This is a genomic window from Pacificibacter marinus (genome assembly GCF_018860665.1).
In the GTDB taxonomy this organism is placed as follows: Bacteria; Pseudomonadota; Alphaproteobacteria; order Rhodobacterales; family Rhodobacteraceae; genus Celeribacter; species Celeribacter marinus_A.
Genome location: NZ_JAHKPK010000040.1, coordinates 41,450 through 60,556 on the forward strand (window position 1 = coordinate 41,450; position 19,107 = coordinate 60,556).

Annotated in this window: 18 protein-coding genes; 6 read left to right on the plus strand and 12 right to left on the minus strand. The window is 51.3% G+C overall.

Features of this window, described 5'->3' with window-relative positions:
* Positions 1–289: 289 nt before the first annotated feature.
* From KO497_RS12150 to KO497_RS12165, 4 genes are all read right to left on the minus strand, one after another.
* A complete protein-coding gene (locus KO497_RS12150) occupies positions 290–1,081 on the minus strand; it encodes an SDR family oxidoreductase (RefSeq protein WP_215944241.1) in 792 nt (263 codons plus the stop codon).
* Positions 1,082–1,105: 24 nt separating this feature from the next.
* The gene (locus KO497_RS12155; protein WP_215944242.1) at positions 1,106–2,086 is read right to left on the minus strand and encodes a calcium/sodium antiporter; all 981 of its coding nucleotides are present in this window, start codon (positions 2,084–2,086) and stop codon (positions 1,106–1,108) included.
* A gap of 168 nt (positions 2,087–2,254) precedes the next feature.
* The gene (locus tag KO497_RS12160) at positions 2,255–3,049 is read right to left on the minus strand and encodes a S49 family peptidase (RefSeq protein ID WP_215944243.1); all 795 of its coding nucleotides are present in this window, start codon (positions 3,047–3,049) and stop codon (positions 2,255–2,257) included.
* Between the two features lie 60 nt (positions 3,050–3,109).
* Complete coding sequence (locus KO497_RS12165; RefSeq protein ID WP_215944244.1) at positions 3,110–4,300, minus strand: zinc ABC transporter substrate-binding protein; 1,191 nt, start codon at positions 4,298–4,300, stop codon at positions 3,110–3,112.
* 95 nt (positions 4,301–4,395) lie between these two features.
* On the opposite strand from KO497_RS12165, the gene KO497_RS12170 reads away from it, so the two are divergent.
* Genes KO497_RS12170 through KO497_RS12180 form a run of 3 tightly spaced genes read left to right on the plus strand, consistent with a single transcriptional unit; the run spans position 4,396 to position 6,481 of the window.
* The gene (locus tag KO497_RS12170) at positions 4,396–4,893 is read left to right on the plus strand and encodes a Fur family transcriptional regulator (RefSeq protein ID WP_215944245.1); all 498 of its coding nucleotides are present in this window, start codon (positions 4,396–4,398) and stop codon (positions 4,891–4,893) included.
* Positions 4,893–5,681 (plus strand): ATP-binding cassette domain-containing protein, encoded by a 789-nt coding sequence (locus KO497_RS12175; RefSeq protein WP_215944246.1) that lies wholly within the window; start codon positions 4,893–4,895, stop codon positions 5,679–5,681. Before KO497_RS12170 ends, KO497_RS12175 begins: the two co-directional genes overlap by 1 nt.
* Positions 5,678–6,481, plus strand: a complete 804-nt coding sequence (locus KO497_RS12180; protein ID WP_215944247.1) for a metal ABC transporter permease — start codon at positions 5,678–5,680, stop codon at positions 6,479–6,481. The genes KO497_RS12175 and KO497_RS12180 overlap by 4 nt, the downstream gene beginning before the upstream one ends.
* A gap of 2 nt (positions 6,482–6,483) precedes the next feature.
* Here KO497_RS12180 and modC read toward each other — a convergent pair whose 3' ends face one another.
* Genes modC through modA form a run of 3 tightly spaced genes read right to left on the minus strand, consistent with a single transcriptional unit; the run spans position 6,484 to position 9,022 of the window.
* The gene (modC, locus tag KO497_RS12185) at positions 6,484–7,557 is read right to left on the minus strand and encodes a molybdenum ABC transporter ATP-binding protein (RefSeq protein WP_215944248.1); all 1,074 of its coding nucleotides are present in this window, start codon (positions 7,555–7,557) and stop codon (positions 6,484–6,486) included.
* Entirely contained in the window at positions 7,554–8,249 is a 696-nt protein-coding gene (gene modB / locus KO497_RS12190; protein WP_215944249.1) for a molybdate ABC transporter permease subunit, read from the minus strand. Before modB ends, modC begins: the two co-directional genes overlap by 4 nt.
* Positions 8,249–9,022, minus strand: a complete 774-nt coding sequence (gene modA, locus KO497_RS12195) for a molybdate ABC transporter substrate-binding protein (protein ID WP_215944250.1) — start codon at positions 9,020–9,022, stop codon at positions 8,249–8,251. Before modA ends, modB begins: the two co-directional genes overlap by 1 nt.
* 286 nt (positions 9,023–9,308) lie before the next feature.
* On the opposite strand from modA, the gene KO497_RS12200 reads away from it, so the two are divergent.
* Positions 9,309–9,515 (plus strand): hypothetical protein, encoded by a 207-nt coding sequence (locus tag KO497_RS12200; protein ID WP_215944251.1) that lies wholly within the window; start codon positions 9,309–9,311, stop codon positions 9,513–9,515.
* A gap of 83 nt (positions 9,516–9,598) precedes the next feature.
* Here the strand turns inward: KO497_RS12200 and KO497_RS12205 are convergent, their stop codons facing one another.
* From KO497_RS12205 to KO497_RS12215, 3 genes are all read right to left on the minus strand, one after another.
* Positions 9,599–11,641 carry a DEAD/DEAH box helicase gene (locus tag KO497_RS12205; protein ID WP_215944252.1) on the minus strand — a complete coding sequence of 681 codons (2,043 nt, stop codon included), beginning with the start codon at positions 11,639–11,641 and terminating at the stop codon, positions 9,599–9,601.
* Between the two features lie 388 nt (positions 11,642–12,029).
* A complete protein-coding gene (locus KO497_RS12210; RefSeq protein ID WP_215944253.1) occupies positions 12,030–12,695 on the minus strand; it encodes an NADPH-dependent FMN reductase in 666 nt (221 codons plus the stop codon).
* Positions 12,696–12,708: 13 nt separating this feature from the next.
* Positions 12,709–13,092: a response regulator gene (locus tag KO497_RS12215; protein WP_215944254.1), complete on the minus strand. Its 384-nt coding sequence runs from the start codon at positions 13,090–13,092 to the stop codon at positions 12,709–12,711.
* A 233-nt stretch (positions 13,093–13,325) separates the two neighbouring features.
* Between KO497_RS12215 and KO497_RS12220 the strand changes: the two genes are divergently transcribed.
* Together KO497_RS12220 and KO497_RS12225 are read left to right on the plus strand one after the other, a co-directional pair.
* The gene (locus KO497_RS12220; protein ID WP_215944255.1) at positions 13,326–14,318 is read left to right on the plus strand and encodes a response regulator; all 993 of its coding nucleotides are present in this window, start codon (positions 13,326–13,328) and stop codon (positions 14,316–14,318) included.
* A 52-nt stretch (positions 14,319–14,370) separates the two neighbouring features.
* On the plus strand, positions 14,371–14,730 hold the full coding sequence (locus tag KO497_RS12225; RefSeq protein WP_215944256.1) for an Hpt domain-containing protein: 360 nt from the start codon (positions 14,371–14,373) through the stop codon (positions 14,728–14,730).
* 113 nt (positions 14,731–14,843) lie between these two features.
* Here KO497_RS12225 and KO497_RS12230 read toward each other — a convergent pair whose 3' ends face one another.
* Both KO497_RS12230 and KO497_RS12235 read right to left on the minus strand, forming a co-directional pair.
* Complete coding sequence (locus tag KO497_RS12230) at positions 14,844–15,953, minus strand: sensor histidine kinase (RefSeq protein ID WP_215944257.1); 1,110 nt, start codon at positions 15,951–15,953, stop codon at positions 14,844–14,846.
* Between the two features lie 176 nt (positions 15,954–16,129).
* Positions 16,130–18,973: a sensor histidine kinase gene (locus KO497_RS12235; protein WP_215944258.1), complete on the minus strand. Its 2,844-nt coding sequence runs from the start codon at positions 18,971–18,973 to the stop codon at positions 16,130–16,132.
* Positions 18,974–19,107 lie beyond the last annotated feature (134 nt).

A 19,107-nucleotide genomic window follows, 5' to 3' on the forward strand; every position in this document is an offset into this window, starting at 1 on the left:
CTCTTATGATTCCCACAGTAGCTGCAACCTTATGGCATTGAGGGCAAGAGGAAACAAATCCACCGTTTCTGTGGATAACCCTGCTGATAACTCTCAATGGACGCCACTTTTTCCTTTGTTTAAGGCAATTTCCACCGATTGCCTTAAAAATAGGCAAAAACCCAAGTCACTGAAATGCAACGTTATTTTTTATCACCGCCGGTCAAATCATTGAATTTATTTACATTTTGGTCATATTTGGCCCAGACAACAGTCACAGGTGCACAACTTTAATCTGATTCAAGCCAAATCATCTCTGGAGCGCCCCATCCACATCAATCGTCTGCCACCCCAAATGTTGACCGCCGTCGGTGCAAATCAACTGACCCGTCACACTCGGGGCGTCCCAAAAGTACCCCAAGGCAGCGTTAATATCTTCTGGATTGGACCCGCGCTCCAAAACTGTCGCACTGCGCTGCTGAGCAAAGGCTTCAACTGTTTGGTGCGTGCCTTGCAATGTCGGACCGGGCCCAATTGCATTTACCCGCACACGCGGCGCCAATGCTCGTGCAGCCGTCTGCGTGAACGCCCATAAACCCATTTTGGCAATGGTATAGCTCATAAAATCGGGAGTTAGCTTGCGCACACGTTGATCAATTATATTGACCACCAAGGCCTGCGCCATCGCTTCGCCACGCTCATCAACCGAAGCCTCTGACACCTGTGTGGCAAAATTTTGCGTTAACACCACAGGAGCGCGCAGATTGCTTTCGATATGACGATCCCAACTGTCACGGGTCGCTGTCTCGATGGTGTCTTGTTCAAAAATAGAGGCGTTGTTGACCAGCAAAGTCAAAGGCCCGCCCAGTGCGTGCGATGCACGCGACACCAAGGCTTGCATATCAGCCTCGATCAACAAATCCGCTTGCAGCGCCTCGGCTTTGACGCCCAGCGCACGCAGTTGCGTCGCTACCTCTTCTGCACCATCGTGCGAACTGGAATAATGCACAGCGACATCAAACCCGCGCTGCCCAAGGTACAACGCCATAGCACGGCCAATACGTTTGCCAGCGCCTGTGACCAATGCTTTTGGCTTATGCATCACGCCTCCTTAACTGCAAGACATCTACGATGAGAGTAAAACTCTCAAGACATAAGCAACATATAGCCCGCTAAAGACAAATCCCCAAAACCGCGTGATATCAATACGCTTGATGACAAAAACACCCAGCAAAAGCGATGCCGCCAGCATGATCCAAATGTCAAAAGACATCAGCTCCGCCCCCACGGGCAAATTGCCCACAAAACTGGACACGCCAATGATGCCAAGCAGATTGAACATATTTGACCCGATGACATTGCCAAAGGCCACATCAGCTTGTTTGCGCAGCGCGGCCATAACTGTGGTGGCCAATTCAGGCAAGGATGTGCCAATTGCCACGAGCGTCAGGCCAATAATTTCGTCGGACACGCCGTAGGCAGTCGCGATATTCGTTGAAGCATCGACCAATAGTTTGGCGCCCAAAGGCAAACCCATCAAACCTGCGACCAAAAAGGCGATGATTTTCCACCAAGGAAGATCAGGGTCAGCCCCTTCTAAATCTTCGATAGCGACCTCATCGCAGGCTTCTTTTACCGCATCAGCCGCAGCCGTGTCACGACGATGGCAGCGCGCCTGAAACACGGCATATCCAAGCATAGCCGCCAAAGCAGCCAACAAAATGAAACCTGAAACCCATGTGAACGTCCCGAAACTGGCCAAACCAATAAACAAAGCCGTACCAGCGATCATTTGTAGATAGCTAGAACGTGTGGAATTGTCTGTCACATGTAACGTGGTGATCAGCGCGGGAATGCCCAAAACCAGCAAGATATTGGCAGTATTGGAGCCGATCACATTGCCCAAAGCCAATCCCGGAACACCCTCGTGGATGGCAGAGACTGAGATCAGCAATTCCGGCGCAGAGGTCCCGAAGGCCACGACTGTTAAGCTGACAATCAAAGCGGGAATGCCGATCCGCAGCGATAAGTTGACAGCGCCACGCACCAACGCATCGCCCGCGAGCAACAATAGGACCAAGCCAACGCAGGCAAGAATAAAATCCATCAACGCTTTCCTTTTTCGCAGGCACAGGGGCCCTTGCCGATCTTATACCGACCGCATGTTTTGCAGGTCAGTGCCTTGAGTTTGTCTTGTCCGGGAAACCGAAACTTCCCCACGAGGGCTAACACCATCATACCAACAAGAAACAGGGTGATTATTTTGAAAATCACGTCATAAACCGAACCGCGCCCAAAGTGCGTGTTCCTCAACAGATGATGTCAGTGCAGAACTCAGTTGCGCGCCAAAGCGTGACAGCAGCGGCTTTTTCGGACCGTAAACAGACAATTGGACTTTATCGCCGTAGATATCTTTCATCATGGGCACAAGATGTCCAATCCCGTCCGCCAAGCCCAAAGACACGCCAGTTGTGCCGGTCCAGAACGAGCCGTCAAACAATTCAGTCTCGGTGCTCAAACGTCCCTCACGAGAGGCACGCACATGTGCGACAAAGGCATCATGAATTTCAACCTGCAGCGATTTGATGCGTTTCACATCAGCTGCATTTTCTGGCTTGAACGGGTCCATCTGGCTTTTGGATTTGCCAGCTGTATAGACGCGACGCTCAACACCATGCTTTTCGATCAGCTTGTCAAAACCAAACCCAGCCGAGATCACGCCGATAGATCCAACGATAGAACTGTGATCGACATAGATTTTATCAGCCGCACAGGCCAACCAATAACCGCCTGAGGCAGCGACATCTTCGACGAAAGCATATACTGGGATTTCTTTTTCCGCTGCCAATCGACGAATACGCGCGGCAATCAGCGAGGATTGCACCGGCGATCCACCCGGAGAATTGATTGACAGAGCCACAGCGTCAGGCTTGCCACGCCTGAACGCGCGTTCGATAGCTGAGACCATAGATTGATCATTCAGCCCGCCTTGACGGGTCATAATCGCACCATTTAATCGCACCACACTCACGCGTGGGGCAGATTTCACAAAAGGGATCCATTTTTTCATATGTTGGATGTAAAGACGCCCAGCACTACAAACAAGTGCTGGGCGCAAGGTAACGTGGAATTATCTGCAGGCATCAAAGCTGTCAGCCACGCCTTGAATCAGTTTTCCGTAAAAATCAGGGCCAAGATCAATGTCTCGTCCCAATGGATCGATCACACCATTATGTGCTGACGTGCCTTCCAAGATGGTTTTCACAAGCCCCGCATTGAATTGTGGTTCCGCAAAGACGCAATCGACACCTTCATCTTTGATCATGTGCTGTAACTCTGAAATACGCGCAGGGCTTGGCGCCGCCCCATCGCTCAAAGAGATCGCCCCCGCCGCGTTGAGGTCAAAACGTGATTCAAAGTAATGATAGGCATCATGGAACACGACAAATTTGAGATCGTGCTCATCTGCCAGTTGCTCTTGCAGGCGCTCAGTCAGTGCGGTCAGTTGAACAGCTCCTTCAGCGGCGTTTGCGGCATATGTCTGCGCATTTTCGGCATCAAGGTCACTTAGGATTTTGGCGATAACATCCAACCATGCAATCGCGTTTTGTGGGTCTAGCCATGCGTGCGGGTCCAGTCCGGTATGGTCGTGGCCATCATGGCCTTCATGCGCCTCATGATCGTCGTGACCGTGGTCATCATGATCATCATCCGCCGCGTGATCGTCGTGATCGTGGTCATCATGATCTTCATCCGCCTCATGATCGTCGTGACCGTGGTCATCATGATCATCATCCGCCGCGTGATCGTCGTGATCGTGGTCATCATGATCTTCATCCGCCGCATGATCGTCGTGATCGTGATCGTCATGGTGGTCATCTTCCGCGTGATCATCATGATCGTCATGGCCAGCATGATCCGCGTGATCGTCATGGCCAGCATGATCCGCGTGATCATGTGCTTCAAAGGTCGCCCCCTCACGGAACTCAAGCTTGATGCTCGTCTCTTCCTCGATCAACGGCACAGAAACAGCATTAGGGGCCAGCGTATCAATCGCGCCCCCCAGCCAAGGCGCCAAAGCATTGCCGGACCAAAACACCACATCAGCCTGCTGCAAGTTTCTCGCTTCAGAAGGCCGCATGGCATAACTATGTGGTGACGCGCTCTGGTCCATCAAAAGGGTCGGCTCGCCCAAATCACCCATCACTTGTGCGACCAATGAATGAATAGGTGCAATGTCGGTGGCAACGGTTGGCACCTGCGCCATCACGGGTGAGGTAGAAAGCATTAGGGCCGCAAAAGCGGAGGTATAGCGTGTCATATCAATCATCCTGTTATACTATAACACCCGCTTGATATATGTCATAATATAACATATCAACCCCAAAATAGTAAGACAGTCATTAAGGAGTGCCCATGCCCCTCAACAGCGACCCCATCGGATTTGCCCACCACGATCACGCCAGTTGCGTCACCGATGCCGTGGCCTCAGTGGAAGCACGTTGTATCGCTGCTGGATTGCAGTTCACACCTGTGCGCAAACGCGTGTTCGAAATCTTACTCGAAGAACACCGTGCTCTCGGAGCTTACGAAATTCTAGATCGCTTGCGTGACGAAGGGCTTGGGTCGCAGCCCCCCGTTGCCTACCGTGCCTTGGACTTTCTCACCAAACATGACTTCGTGCACAAAATAGAACGCCTCAACGCTTTTATCGCCTGCGCCCACCCGCATGAGGTTCATACGCCTGCATTCTTAATCTGCCGCGACTGTAATGCTGTGGCCGAAGCCGAAACCAATTTGACACAAGGCCGCTTGGCACAAATTGCATCTGCCACAGGGTTTATCATTGAACGCGCTATTTTAGAGGCCGAAGGTCTTTGCCCCAATTGCATCCCCAAAAGTGAACCTGCCTGATGTCCGACACGCTTATTTCTCTCAAAAACGTCTGCGTTCACATCGGGGCGAAAGTCGCGCTTCATGATGTAAATTTGGCGATCAAATCTGGCGAAATCGTTACTGTTGTCGGCCCGAACGGGTCAGGCAAATCCACCCTATTGCGCACGCTCGTGAGCGCGATCAAACCCACGGGCGGCCAGATCACCCGCATGCCAAATTTGCGAATAGGCTACGTGCCGCAAAAGCTGCACATTGATCCGACGCTGCCCCTCACCGTGCGTCGGTTCCTCAGTCTCCCACGCCGCGTCAATGACGCCGTGGCCGAAAAAGCGCTTAATGATGCTGGTGCAGGTGATCTCGGAAAACGCCAGATGACTGGCCTATCGGGCGGGCAATTCCAACGCGTCTTACTTGCGCGTGCCCTGCTCAACGATCCGCATATTTTAATTTTGGATGAGGCGACACAAGGCCTCGATCAACCGGGATCTGCTGATTTTTACGCTCAAATCGCGCAAGTCCGCCAAAACTTCGGCTGTGCTGTGTTGATGGTCAGCCATGAATTGCATGTCGTGATGGCTGCCTCGGATCGCGTGATCTGCTTGAACGGTCATATTTGCTGTGAAGGTGCGCCAGAAATTGTGGCCTCAGCCCCTGAGTATCGCGCCCTGTTTGGCTCAGGCACCCAAGGTGCCTTGGCCCTGTACCGCCATGAGCATTCACACACACATGATGAAACTTGCGCGCATGATCACGCGCAGAGCCATCACAACGAAAACAGCCACGACAACTCTGAGGCCACATTATGACCCTGCTTGATGATTTTATGGTCCGCTCCACCCTTGCTGGGCTTGGTGTGGTTCTGGCTGCTGCACCTTTGGGCTGTTTTGTTGTCTGGCGACGTATGGCCTATTTCGGCGATGCCACCGCCCATGCGTCGATTTTGGGCGTGGCGCTGGCTTTGGCCTTCAACGTGTCCATTCTGGGTGGCGTATTGTCCGTCGCCTTAATCATGGCCTTAACTGTCTCTGCCTTAGGCGGGCGCGGCTATGCAATGGACACGCTGCTTGGCGTCATGGCGCACAGCTCGTTGGCGTTCGGCCTTGTGGCGGTTTCGTTCATTGATGGCGTGCGCGTTGATTTGATGGCCTATCTGTTTGGCGACATTTTGGCTGTTGGGCGCGTTGACCTGCTGGTGATTTGGGGGGGCGCGGCTTTGGTCTTGTTGTTGCTGCTTGCACGTTGGTCAGCGCTGTTGACCTCGACATTGAACCCTGATTTGGCGAGTGCAGCAGGCATTTCGCCTCGTCGCGAGCAACTTATCCTGTCGCTGGCACTTGCCATGGTTGTCGCCGTCGCGATCAAAGTGGTGGGCGTTTTACTCATCGCTGCGATGTTGCTTATTCCGGCAGCCGCCGCGCGACCCTTTGCGCGCACGCCCGAACGCATGGCATTGATCGCTGTGGTGATTGGCGCTGTTTCGGTCTTATCGGGCATCCAATTGGCATTTCAATTTGATTCTCCCACAGGGCCGACCATTGTATGTGTCGCAGCCGTGTTATTTTGCGCAGCCAGTGTCATGGATTTTCTACGCGCAAATCGCATTTAGGCTTAGGTATCTGAGGCAATAGCCACGGTTTTCACGATAGCGAAACAAGGCACACCAACATCCAATGCCATCGCAGAAACGGACCGTCGCGTCACCCGTGCAAGCACAGCGCCTGCGCGGGTAGACACTGTGACAATAGCGCTGGATGCACCAGTGTCTTGGATCGCCTCAACCCTGCCCGCAACGATATTAAGCGCCGACAGCCCCGACGGCCGCGTTGTCGCCAACATGACATCAGAGGCAGGCAATCGCACCCGCAGATTCGTACCGATGTCCGCCTTCACATGCGGCAAGAAATATGAATCGCCGCTCGCATCAAGTTCCGTCAAACCGTCTTGGTGATGCGCTTTGATTCGCACATTCAAAACCGCACCGACTTGACCAACGCCCATGGGCATCGTCGTCGGATCGGCCAACACATCAAGCGCGGGGCCTTTGCGAAGAACCTTGCCCCCTTCAAGCGCAACCACAGTGGTGGCCAAGCGCGCGACCTCATTGGCGGAATGACTAACATAGATGATCGGAATTCCGGTCTCATCACGGATACGTTCAAAATAGGGCAGGATCTCAGCTTTGCGCGCAGCATCCAAGGACGCCAGAGGTTCATCTGCAAGGATCAATTGCGGATCGGCTAAAAGCGCCCGCCCGATAGCAACCCGTTGTTTTTCGCCGCCCGATAATCCGAGTGGCCTGCGATCAAGCAGATCGCCAATGCCCAACATTTCGATGACCCGCTCACGCTGCACCGTATCAATGCCACGCCTTGCAGCCCGCGCACCATAATCCAAATTGCGCGTGACAGTGAGATGTGGAAAGAGACGGCTGTCTTGGAAAATATATCCCAATTTACGTTTGTAAGCGGGCATAAAAATGCCTGCACCACTGTCTTGCAGCACCTGTTCATCAATGGAAATTTTGGCATTATCTGGCCGTATCAATCCAGAAACGGCATTGATGATCGTGCTCTTGCCCGAGCCTGAGCGCCCATACAAAACAGTTAAGCCTTTAGGAACTTCAAAGGACACGTCCAACGCGAAACCGTCAAAGCTATGCTGAATCGAGATAGACAAACTCATACGCCAGTCATCCGCTTCATAGTCCGGCGCGCCAGCACTTCAGACAAGAGCAAGGCTCCCATCGCCAACACGACCGACACGAGGACCAATCTCAATGCTGCGTTTTCTTGACCTGGCACCTGCAAAAGCGCGTAAATCGCCGAAGGCACCGTTTGCGTTTGCCCCGGAACTGCGGACACAAATGTAATTGTCGCGCCAAATTCACCCAAAGCTTTGGCAAACCCCAGAACAGTTCCCGCCAAAATGCCCGGCACAGATAGGGGCAAGGTGATGGTCAAGAAAATCCACACAGGCGACGCCCCCAAAGTGGCCCCAGCCTGTTCCAATTTTGGATCAACCGCTTCCAACGACAATCTGATCGCCCGCACCATCAAAGGAAAGGCCATAATGGCGGCAGCCAATGCGGCCCCTGTCCAGCGAAAGGCGAAAACAAGACCCCAATCTTGCAAAAAGGCCCCGACAGGCCCGCGCGTGCCAAAGACCACGAGCAGCAAATATCCCGTCACCACGGGCGGCAAGACCAAAGGCAAATGCACAAGCCCGTTCAAAAACTGTTTGCCGAAAAAATCCCAACGCGCCAATGCATAGGCCGCAGTTAGAGCCAAAGGCAGACTGAACAAAGTTGCCACGAAAGACACTTTGATCGACAGCGCTATCGCTTGCCATTCTGCGGGCGAAAAGTCCAAAAGCATCAGTGATCCACGTTCCCGAACCCATGCTCATCAAAAATCGCGCGGGCCTCTGGTGACGCAAGATATGCAGCGAATTCAGACGCCGCCACTGTCGCGGGCGCGATCACAGCGGCGGGATAAACGATGGGAGCATGGCTGGCCTGAGGAAACTGCGCAACAACGGATACACGCGCTTCGCTTAGTGCATCTGTTGCGTAGACAATCCCCAATGGAGCCTCGCCCCGCGCCACCAAAGCCAAGGCACTCCGCACATTATCTGTTTGTGCAACATGCGTCGACAGGCTGTCCCAAAGCCCCAAGTTGACCAATGCCGACTTGCCGTAAATGCCCGCAGGCACGGCCTCGACAAACCCCATCGCCATAGGGCCTGCTTCAAGCAGACCAACAAAATCGATGTCATCGATCGACGTTTTTGGCATGTCCGCATCTTTAGGTACGATCAGCACAAGTTGGTTGGTCAACAAAGTGACACGGCTATCTGCGTCAAGCAGACCTTCAGTGGCAAGCTGGTCCATCCAATCGGTATTGGCACTGATAAAGACATTGGCGGGTGCGCCCCGTTCGATTTGGCGCGCAAGAGCTGACGAGCTCGCGAAAGACAGCAATACCTTATGATCAGATACGAGTTCGAACTCTATCGCGACGTCATCCAAAGCTGCTTTAAGACTGGCGGCTGCGAACACCGTCACAGTGTCAGCCTGCGCTGATCCCAGCCCTGCCAGCAGAACACAGGCAGCACCTTGTATCACAGAACAGATGAAACGTATGGGCATAAACCCCCTAGTCGTAGTTGCACGGCATCATTGCCTATCACTACATCACAAGCCAAAGGGCTGCAAAGCAAGGCCTATTTACAAATGACCTCGGTCGACGACGAGAAAACACATGCAGTGAAGTTAGTGCCTTAAGGCCCAAGATCGCCGCTCCCACAAGATTTAAAGTTTTCGCCCTATGAATCACAATACCTGCGCAGTAACATTGCGCCGATACCGATCATCAAGACGAACACTTCACTCTTTTACTTTTCCTGCTGTGCAGCTGCTGAGGACGCATTCGAAGATGAAACAAGTGCCTAAAGAAACGACCGACGATGCCTTGATCCGTGAATTTTTGGAAAAAGGCGGCAGTATCAGCAAGGGCAAAACCAAGCCCATGCCAAATGAACTTCGCATCAGTAACAACGCTTGGAACACCAAGCTGACCAAAGAAGAAAAAGCGTCTATGGCCGCGCCGACTGGGCCTGTTCCTAAAATTCCTAAGAAATAAGGCCACTAGGTATTAGGTTTACGAACAGAAAAAAGCCGAGCATTTGACTGCTCGGCTTTTTCATTTAGTTCAGCGCAGGCGGTTTAGCCTTTGCGTTTTGGGGCCGCAGCACCACCCTTAGGCTTGCCGTATTTCGCAGCAGGCTTGCCGCCAGCTGGTTTGCCACCGCTTGGCTTACCCGCATAAGGTTTACCGCCACCAGGCTTGCCAGCACCAGCCGGTTTCTTGCTGTACACACGTTTGGAAGGATCGCCTGCCCCAGCGGCAAATGATTTCTTCTCGTAAGGCTTTTTCGCTTTGTCGCTCACAGCGCCATCGCGAGTTGGGTCTTCGAACTTTTTCTTAAATGGCTTTTTCTCGTAAGGTTTTTTGTCGCCATCTGCGGATTTCGCATAGGGCTTTTTATCGCCATACTCTTTTTTCGCATAAGGCTTTTTGTCGCCAAACGATTTCTTTTCATACGGTTTTTTATCGCCGAATGATTTCTTTTCGTATGGCTTTTTCTCAAATGGCTTTTTGCCACCACCAGAACGATCACCACCCAAGTCAGGCATCGTCGCCAAACGGGTCGCTTTCACGTTTTCTTCCAAAATACCGTTATCAAGCGCAGCTTCAAAACCATCTGCAGCAGCTTCTTTCAACTCAACAAAGCTCTGTGTGTCGCGAATACGGATCGCGCCGATAGAGGTTTTGTCGATGTTGCCAGCACGACAAACCAACGGCAAAAGCCAACGCGGCTCTGCACGATCATCACGACCAACAGACAGGGCGAACCAAACAGATTTGCCAAAGTCTTCGCGTTGTGCACGCTCTGGACGTTCACCTGGCTTTGGTGCAGGACCGAGTTCCTCTGGCGCGGACACGCCAGCACGATACAAACGCAAGTACGCTGCAGCGATTTTCTCTGGCGAATGCATTTCCAGCATTTTGGCTGCAAACACGGCCTCTTTTTCAGACGGTTCAGCCATCAATGCCTCATCTGTCAAAAGCTTCTCTTCGTCTTTCGCCAAAATCATCTCTGCGCTTGGCGCCTCAACCCATTCAGCCTGCAATTTGGCCCAGCCAAGCAAACGTGTGGCTTTGGATTTCATCTTTGGCGGAACGATCAGCGCAGAAATCCCTTTGCGACCAGCACGACCCGTACGGCCAGAACGGTGCAACAAAGTTTCGGCATTGGTTGGCAATTCAGCGTGAATAACCAATTCCAAGTTCGGCAAATCAATCCCGCGCGCAGCAACGTCAGTCGCCACACAAACACGCGCACGACCATCGCGCATGGCTTGCAAAGCATGCGAGCGCTCAGATTGGCTCAACTCACCAGACAGGCAGACAACCGAAAAACCACGGTTGGCAAAACGGGCTGTCAAACGCGCCACAGAAGCACGGGTGTTGGCAAACACGATGGCGTTTTCCGCATCATGGTAACGCAACATATTGATAATAGCGTTTTCTTCGTCACGCGGAGATACTGACAGGGCTTGGTAAGAGATATCAGCGTGCTGTTTGGCACCAGCAGCAGTGTTCACACGCACAGCGTCACGTTGATATTGCTTGGCCAATTTCGCGATCATCGCAGGCACAGTGGCCGAGAACATCAAGGTGCGACGCTCGACGGGCGCCTCGCCCAACATGAATTCCAAGTCTTCGCGAAACCCCAGATCAAGCATCTCATCAGCTTCATCAAGAATAATCGCGCGCAAGCCCGACATATCCAAAGAGCCGCGCTGAATGTGATCCCGCAAACGGCCCGGCGTGCCGACAACGATATGCGCGCCACGTTCAAGGGTGCGTTTCTCATCACGGTAGTCCATGCCACCCACACAAGACGCCAATTTCGCGCCTGCTTTGGCGTAAAGCCATTCAAGTTCGCGTTTCACTTGGAACGCCAATTCGCGGGTCGGCGCGATAACCAAGGCCATCGGTGCCTCGGCACGATCAAAACGTTCTGCCTCGCCCAAAAGAGTGTGCGCGATGGCCAAACCGAAACCAACAGTTTTGCCTGAGCCGGTTTGCGCAGAGACCAAAAGATCCGCGTCTTGCAACGCAGGATCGTTCACCGCCTCTTGGACTGGGGTGAGGGTGTCATAGCCGCGCTCGGCAAGGGCGTCGGAAAGGGCTGTAATCATGGGAGATGCGTGTCCGTATTGGGCAATTGCCGCATGCGCGGAAAGACCGGAGGTAAGAAAGATGCCCTGATACGGCAAGAAGGCCGACTTGTATAGGGGCAAAGCATATCTTTGGCTTAACATCGTTATACGTTTAGTGTATTGGGCCGCGCCTTGTACTGCAGGCACCTTCGGCAAAGCACTTATCGAAGAGGACGATTATGAAGCCGTGGAAACAAGTTGGAGTTGGTACACTTATCCGATAACTGGTGACACCAGTTGGCAAACCGCGCAAGTTTAGTATGCGCTATTTTGTGGCAGTCGGCAAAACGGGTATTGGTGGTAACGGCAGCTAGGCTACGCATCGCGCCCACCCTATCCGGTTATTTGTATGACAGAGGCTCGCGCCTCATTTCAGCGGCGCGTTTCGTTGCGAAGGATCGCGCCCGAATGCTTTGGTCGGAAGACCATGCGCGCGCTGAGCTTTCGCCGCCTTGCTCCACCAGAACATCTGTTCCAGCGTACGACCAAAGTAAGATTCCCACTCTGCCACGTCAGCATCCGCTCCGAACGATCCGTCTTCTTCAAAGACGTCCTGTGCGTGCGGAATGTAGATCATCGCTGACACCGGCAGGCATCCCAATTCGCTCAGATAGGTCCGCATATTGACCGACGCCCGCGCACCGCCCCACTGGCCTGCGGAATAGGTCACGATGGCGCTGGGTTTGAACGCAAAACTCGAGCTTGCGAAGTGGTTGAGCAGGTTGGCAAGCGCGGGGCTCATTGAATGGTTGTATTCTGGGCTGACCATCACATAACAATCAGCAGCTTCAATTTTCTCGGCAAGACGCTGCATCGCCACAGGTGCTTTCCCAGCGGAATAGGCAAAGTGCGGCTTGAATACGGTAGGCAGATCGAGATCCAGCGGATCGATGACTTCTACGTCAACCTCAGCACCTTCAAGCAGCCTCGCCATCGCTGCTGCGACGCGCGCGCCAAGCCTAGCCGGACGTGGCGGCGTGCTCTCGCGGACCGATCCTAGAAATACGATGACTTTCATATGTGTCTGGCCCATATTCGGCCTGCCGCTATTGGCAATCGTCCCAAATTTTCAAAAGCTCTGCGGGAAGTTCCATCGGCTCAAATGGCTTGAGGATGATACCCTTGGCGCCAAGTTCCCTAAGCTGACCAAAATCAGCACGTGATGCCTTTGCCGTCACAAAAACGATAGGTACATCTGCAAAACGATCCCGTTTTCTGAGCTGCTTTAGCGTCTCGACGCCATCCATGACGGGCATCATAACGTCCAGTAACACCATATCTGGCGTCACATCAGGGTCCCAGTCGAGTGCATCTTGACCGCAACTGAATTGCTGCACATTAAAGCCACCCACAAGCTCAAGAGACATGCGTGTAATTTCACGTATGTCAGGATCATCTTCAACGTGCATGATGTTCTGAAGTGCTTTCATGCGGCGATCTTATATGCACCGCACTGAGAAACAAGCACATTATATGTCTCTCGGTGATTTTAAACCGCATGAACCGCGAAAAAAAAGTAGTTAAAATCTTCAATTCTTAATTTAGCCACACTTTGACCCAATTTGTTAGGGAATGTCACCCTAAAGTTGAATGCAGGTACAAAACGATACGATTCATGAAACAATCGTAGTGAAGCCGCAGAGCAGATATTATTTTGGAGACTATGATGTCACTTCTAGTTGTCGACGATGATCGCAATATTCTGGAATTAATGGCGGCAATTCTGGCGTCTCAAGGGTACGAAGACGTTGTCTATGCGCAAAGCGGCGAAGAGGCGTTGAACTTGATCAACCAAGGGCAACACCGCTTCTCGACCTTTATCTTGGATATTCAAATGCCAGGCATGGACGGGGTCGATTTGTGTGGTAGAATTCGTGCCATCAGCGAACACCGCCGCACCCCGATTATCATGCTCACAGCTATGAGAGATAAAGAGCACATCGATGCAGCCTTTTTGCGTGGTGCCACGGATTATCTAACTAAACCGATAGATACGACCGATCTCAATGCGCGACTAAACGTTGCGCAGCTTCTTTTCAATGAACAGCAATCCGCGTTGAATGCGACACGCCGCGAGGAAAACCTGCGCTTGGACATGGGCAACAAGTCCAATTCGGATTCGCATTTTGATCTGGCTGATGCCGTTACAATTTATGACGTTCCACGCGTACTCGGCAGTCTTGAAATGGAAAACTACCTACACCGCCTGTCTCGGGGCAAACGTTTTATGTGTGGGGCGATTTGTTTTCAAATTCAAAAGCGCGAACGCCTTTTCTCGATGACCTCTCCCTTGGAATTCCATGGGATTTTGACCGATGTTGCAGAAGCCATTTTCGAAAGCTTGCGCAGCCACAATGTTATGATTTCCTACTTTGGCAACGGACAGTATGTTGCAATCTTACCCCGCACGCTTCATCTTGACGAAGCGGAACTGGAACTCAAATTATCATTAACTTTGAACGAATTCGGCCTGATCGGCGGGGATACCGTGCCTTTGGATGTCACGGTTAGAGTGGGTGAAACTGTCAGAATGTCGATGTTTGATGCCTCTCCTGAGGCCCTTATTGCCCGTGCGATATCGAAAGCCGAACTTAAGAGTGCCGAGCCGCGTTCTTTGCCAATGTTCGACCCCAAAAGACTATCCATGCGTAGCTAAACGTTTGGGCCGCAGTCCTTAGAAACATTAACGGTTTTGTGTCGATAGGCTTATGATAAACAAAAAACACTCTCAGACAGCGATAGAGCAAAAGCTGGCCCAAACCCTCGAGCGTACGAAACAACGCTTCATTGTCGACTTAAATCACAAGATTGCTGAAATAGAGACGATTCAGATCTTAATACAAAACGAGACAGAGCGTCAAAACGCTTTGGCTCGTTTGGCGTTTATAACACATAGATTCAGTGGGATCGCGGCAACTCTGGGGCTTCAAAGCATAGGGGACTGTGCTGCTGAAATCGAACAACAGATTGCAAGCTTCATTCAGACGCCAACCCAACTAAGCATTCTATCGGGCCGTATCGAAAAACTTCTTGATCTGATGGAAGATGCGATCGTAAAGGCCCTATAAGACACTCAATAGCGCACTGTTGCCAGTCTCAGCCACGCTCAGCGCAGGCATAAACAGTACTGGAATAAACAGTACAGGCCAGCCCATTATCTCATTTTTTAGGTTAAACAATCTTAGTCATGCTTGGGCATGTCGACACGGAACACCGTGCCCTTACCCTCTTCCGTTTCAAACGAAATGGCCCCACCCAACTGTTCGATCAATGTGCGCACGATGTTCAACCCAAGGCCAGAACTGCCCACGGTTTGATCATTGCCCCAGCTTGCTTTTGTGAATCGCTCAAACAGGTTGTCTCGCAGGTCAACCGGGATTCCGGCTCCGTGATCACGAACGAAAACCGCGACACTTCCATCTGACGCTTGCGCCCAAATTTCGACGGAATTACCGCGCTCGGATGCTTTCACAGCATTGGACAATAGATTGGACAGAATTTTTGTCAGTTGAGATGGAACAGCACAAACGGACAGCGCCGCATCCGTGGGGCGCATCTGAACATCAACACCGTGATAAGAGCCGTAACCTTGATGGGTGACGACAAGACTTTCCAGTAGCGGCGCAATTTTGATCACCTCGCTCTCACGAATGTCGCCAATTTGCGCGTTTTCACTCAGGTCAAGAATTTCCTGAATGAGATCAAGCATCCGGTCACTGTTAGATCCCGCGATATTTAGAAGCATTTGTGCTTTTTCTGTCAGCGGACCAACCAAGCCGGATTTCAACAGATCAAGCGCCCCTTTGATACTGGTCAATGGCGTGCGCAATTCGTGAGTGATAACCGCATTCATTTCTCTGCGAAGATATTCTATTCTCTCTTGATCCGTTTCAATATGAAATATGACGACCAAATACGCGTCGCCAACCTTATCTGAGGTGGTAAAAACATAACCATTGAAACGTTGCCCTTCGAATAGGGGATGGGTGCGAAATGCTGTGCGTCCAACGGCTTGCGCCACATTCAATACGGCCTCATCGGCCAAAAGGTTATGAAAAAAACCACTCTCATGAAGATGCAATGCCGCTGCTGTCGCAGATCCATTTCCAAAGGCAGCGCGCGCCGCCCAGTTTATATAAACCGGCTTTTCTAATGTGGTCTCAAATACGATTACATTCTCGGACATTCCTTCCCACAAAGCATTCTGAAAATCAGACTGTTCCTGAGTGAAGACCTCATCCCCGTTCTCTAATGAAAACGCCCGCACGTCATTATCGAAATTACCTACCATAATAGTTACCTACAATTTAAAAAATCTGCACTTTTACTATGTCGTCGCAGCATCATGTTTTTAAACAAATATCGTCTTGGACAGTAATATGATGCCACAAAACGGCGCGATTATGGTTGGTTTATGATGAAAATATGGTCACGCGCTGCGGCATTCTACCCAAGGTTAAATACTAACTATTCGCTTTCGTGCCAAAGGGGAATTGCGAAAATAAACGTGGTGCCAACACCGAGTTCACTTTCGACTTCGATCCAGCCATTTTGCAATCCCACAAGATCCTTACAGATGGTCAATCCAAGGCCGACCCCAGCGTTCGAGCGATTTGTACCTTGAGCCGCCTGAGCAAAACGATCGAAAACAATTCCCACGCGATCTTGCGAAATGCCTATACCTGTATCGATGACTTCAAAGACAACCATATTGTCTCGAATCCGACTGCGTACAGTGACTGTGCCTTCATCCGTAAACTTAAAGGCGTTGCCCAAAAGATTGGTCAGGATTTGTCGAAGCCTAATTTCATCAGCCCAGACATCCGCCGTTACGAGATCCAGCGGAATGCTAAGTCCTTTCTCATCGGCCATCGCATGCATCTGATCGACTACGGATTCGACGATCTTTTTACTGTTCAGCTTGGTCGGCGTCACATCAACGGTATTCGCCTCGATCCGGGCCAGATCCAGCATATCGTCGATCAATGATTTAAGCTGCGTTCCTGCAGCCTGAATACGTCGCGTAAACTGCGCAATATTGTCTTCAAATGCGCGGAATGCCTCTTTGATTTGCACAGGATCGCCATTTGTCATGGCCGTGTTCAGCGCAGTATAACTTGGCAGCTTTTCAAGATTCGCAATAAAGCTGTTAAAGCCCAAAACCGCAGACAAGGGCGTACGCAATTCATGGCTTATCACATTTAGGAATTGCGTTTTAGCCTCATCAGCCTGCTCAGCCTCGCGCAAAGCTGCATAGAATTTCGTCACATCCTCTGCAATGCCGATGTACCCCGTAAACTCACCAGTATCATCAAAACGCGGCTTACCGCTGATCCTAATCCAACTCAACACATCCGGACGGAAACGATGACTGTACACCACGTCACGAAACGGTTCATGCGCGCGCATTTTACAGTAAAGCACACTGCGCTCTCCGCCCAGTTCACGTTCGTCATTTGAAGAAAATCCCGTGCGTAACTTTCCGATATATTCACTAGGATCAACCCCCATTGTACGGGCAAATCCTTCCGAGACAAAAGTGATACGCATATCTGCGTCTTGTTCCCAAAACCACTCGGAACTCAAATCGCTCACGTCGTTCAAACGTGCTTCCGCTTCGTCGCGTTCACTTAACGCCGCGCGCAATTCAGTGTTGGAAGACACGAGTTCTTGTCGATGATGTTGCAGATCCGTGATTTCCACCCTGAACATCACAAGCCCACCTTCGGATGTTCGGCGAGAGAAATATTTAAACCAACGATTGTCTGCGTAGCGGACTTCAAGGTCCGAAGTTGATCCTAAAAGCGTGTTCACAGCCTTAACTATATCGTCAACAGGCTCACCGTTCAGATGCACCTCTGCTGCGGTTTCCATGCGCCGAGTGACCATATCTCTCAACTCTCGTCCCTTGACGAGGTTATGTTTCATGCCATCAAGTTTTTCCCCCGCCATAGCATTGAACATCACTAATTTATCATCACGGTCAAAAAGCCAAAACCCGACTGGTAGGGCGTCGATCGCATCGTTCAAGCGTTGTTCTGCAACTTTTGCCCGTTCCCGACTGGATAGAACAGCCGTCACATCGTTCAAAATTAAGACACGCCCGCCCTTTGGCGTCTCATGTTCCAACTGTTGCATCCAAGTTCCATTGCTCAGCGCGAGAACACGGCCTGTTTCTTGGGTGGATTCACGTGTCAGTTGGTCCGAGAGCCACGCTTTTTCATTACCGATTGCATCGATGTAAAGGCCCTCTTTAAGGCCTGCCTCGAGAATAGCTTTCAACGTTGTACCATGGGAAATTGACTCTGTTTCCATGCCGTGAAGTTCAATGTATCGTTGGTTGCATAACTCAAGCTTGTCTTCGACATCGAACATCGCAAACCCAGAGGGTGCGGCACTCAACGCGGCTTGCAATTGTGTGGCAGTGCGTCTTTGGCGACGCCTAAGCGCATGAAAGTTTCTCGCAGCCAGCAAGGCAATGATAGCCCCCGCCAGCGTTATTAAAAAACTTAAACCAAGTCTTTGATAGGGCACACTGGCTGTCTCACGGGGTGACATGGCAAGCGTCCACACCGCAGACGGAAAGGGCAACTCAACCTTCGTTTTTGCAGAGGAAAACGCCTCATCGTCCCCATAAAGTATCACATCTTTATCAAATGGCGTCTTGACTTGCAGTGACACAACGTAAGTATCTGCGAAACTGTTTAGACCGATTTCCTCTAAGAACGCCTCAGCCGCAAAGACGATAGACGAAATCCCCCAAAATGCGCCTTTATTCGCTCCGGACGAGACCTCATAAATCGGCTCCCGGATAACAAACCCCGAATAGCCTTGAAGCAAATCCGTCGGCCCTTCGACAACGGTCGCCCCGGTGCGCTCTACTTCTTGCAGAACACGAAGTCGCCCAGGCACCTTAGAAAGATCGCTTCCGATAAAGACACGGTTATCATCGAGTGGGTGCACATGTATGATAATGGCATCTTTGACCAAAGCCATATTCACCACAGATGGGTCTTTGACCTTGATCACGCTGCTCAGATTCGAGAATTCCGCCGCTGTAATGTCAGGGGAAATGGAGGCGGCCCCAGCAAGACCGCGCGCAAACAACAATTTCTTGTTCATTGATTGCTGGATACGCGTGGCGATGACAGATTGCGCACTATACATCGCGAGATTCTGCTCTTCTTCTGCTCTGATATAGTTGTTATAGGTGACACCAAGGAAGATAAGTGAACACAACCCGATGATCACGGCATAAGAAACGCGCTCGATCAACTGATCCATTGATTGGACGCGCTTTTTATTTGTCATACCGTTTTATCCTATTCACCACCTTCGACCATCGATCAGTTTCGAAAGCATTATATTTTTGCGTATTCTGCATATATGGGTTTCTTCTATCGCGCGAGCGAATAACTCGCTTTATACGTGTATTACATAGCCCG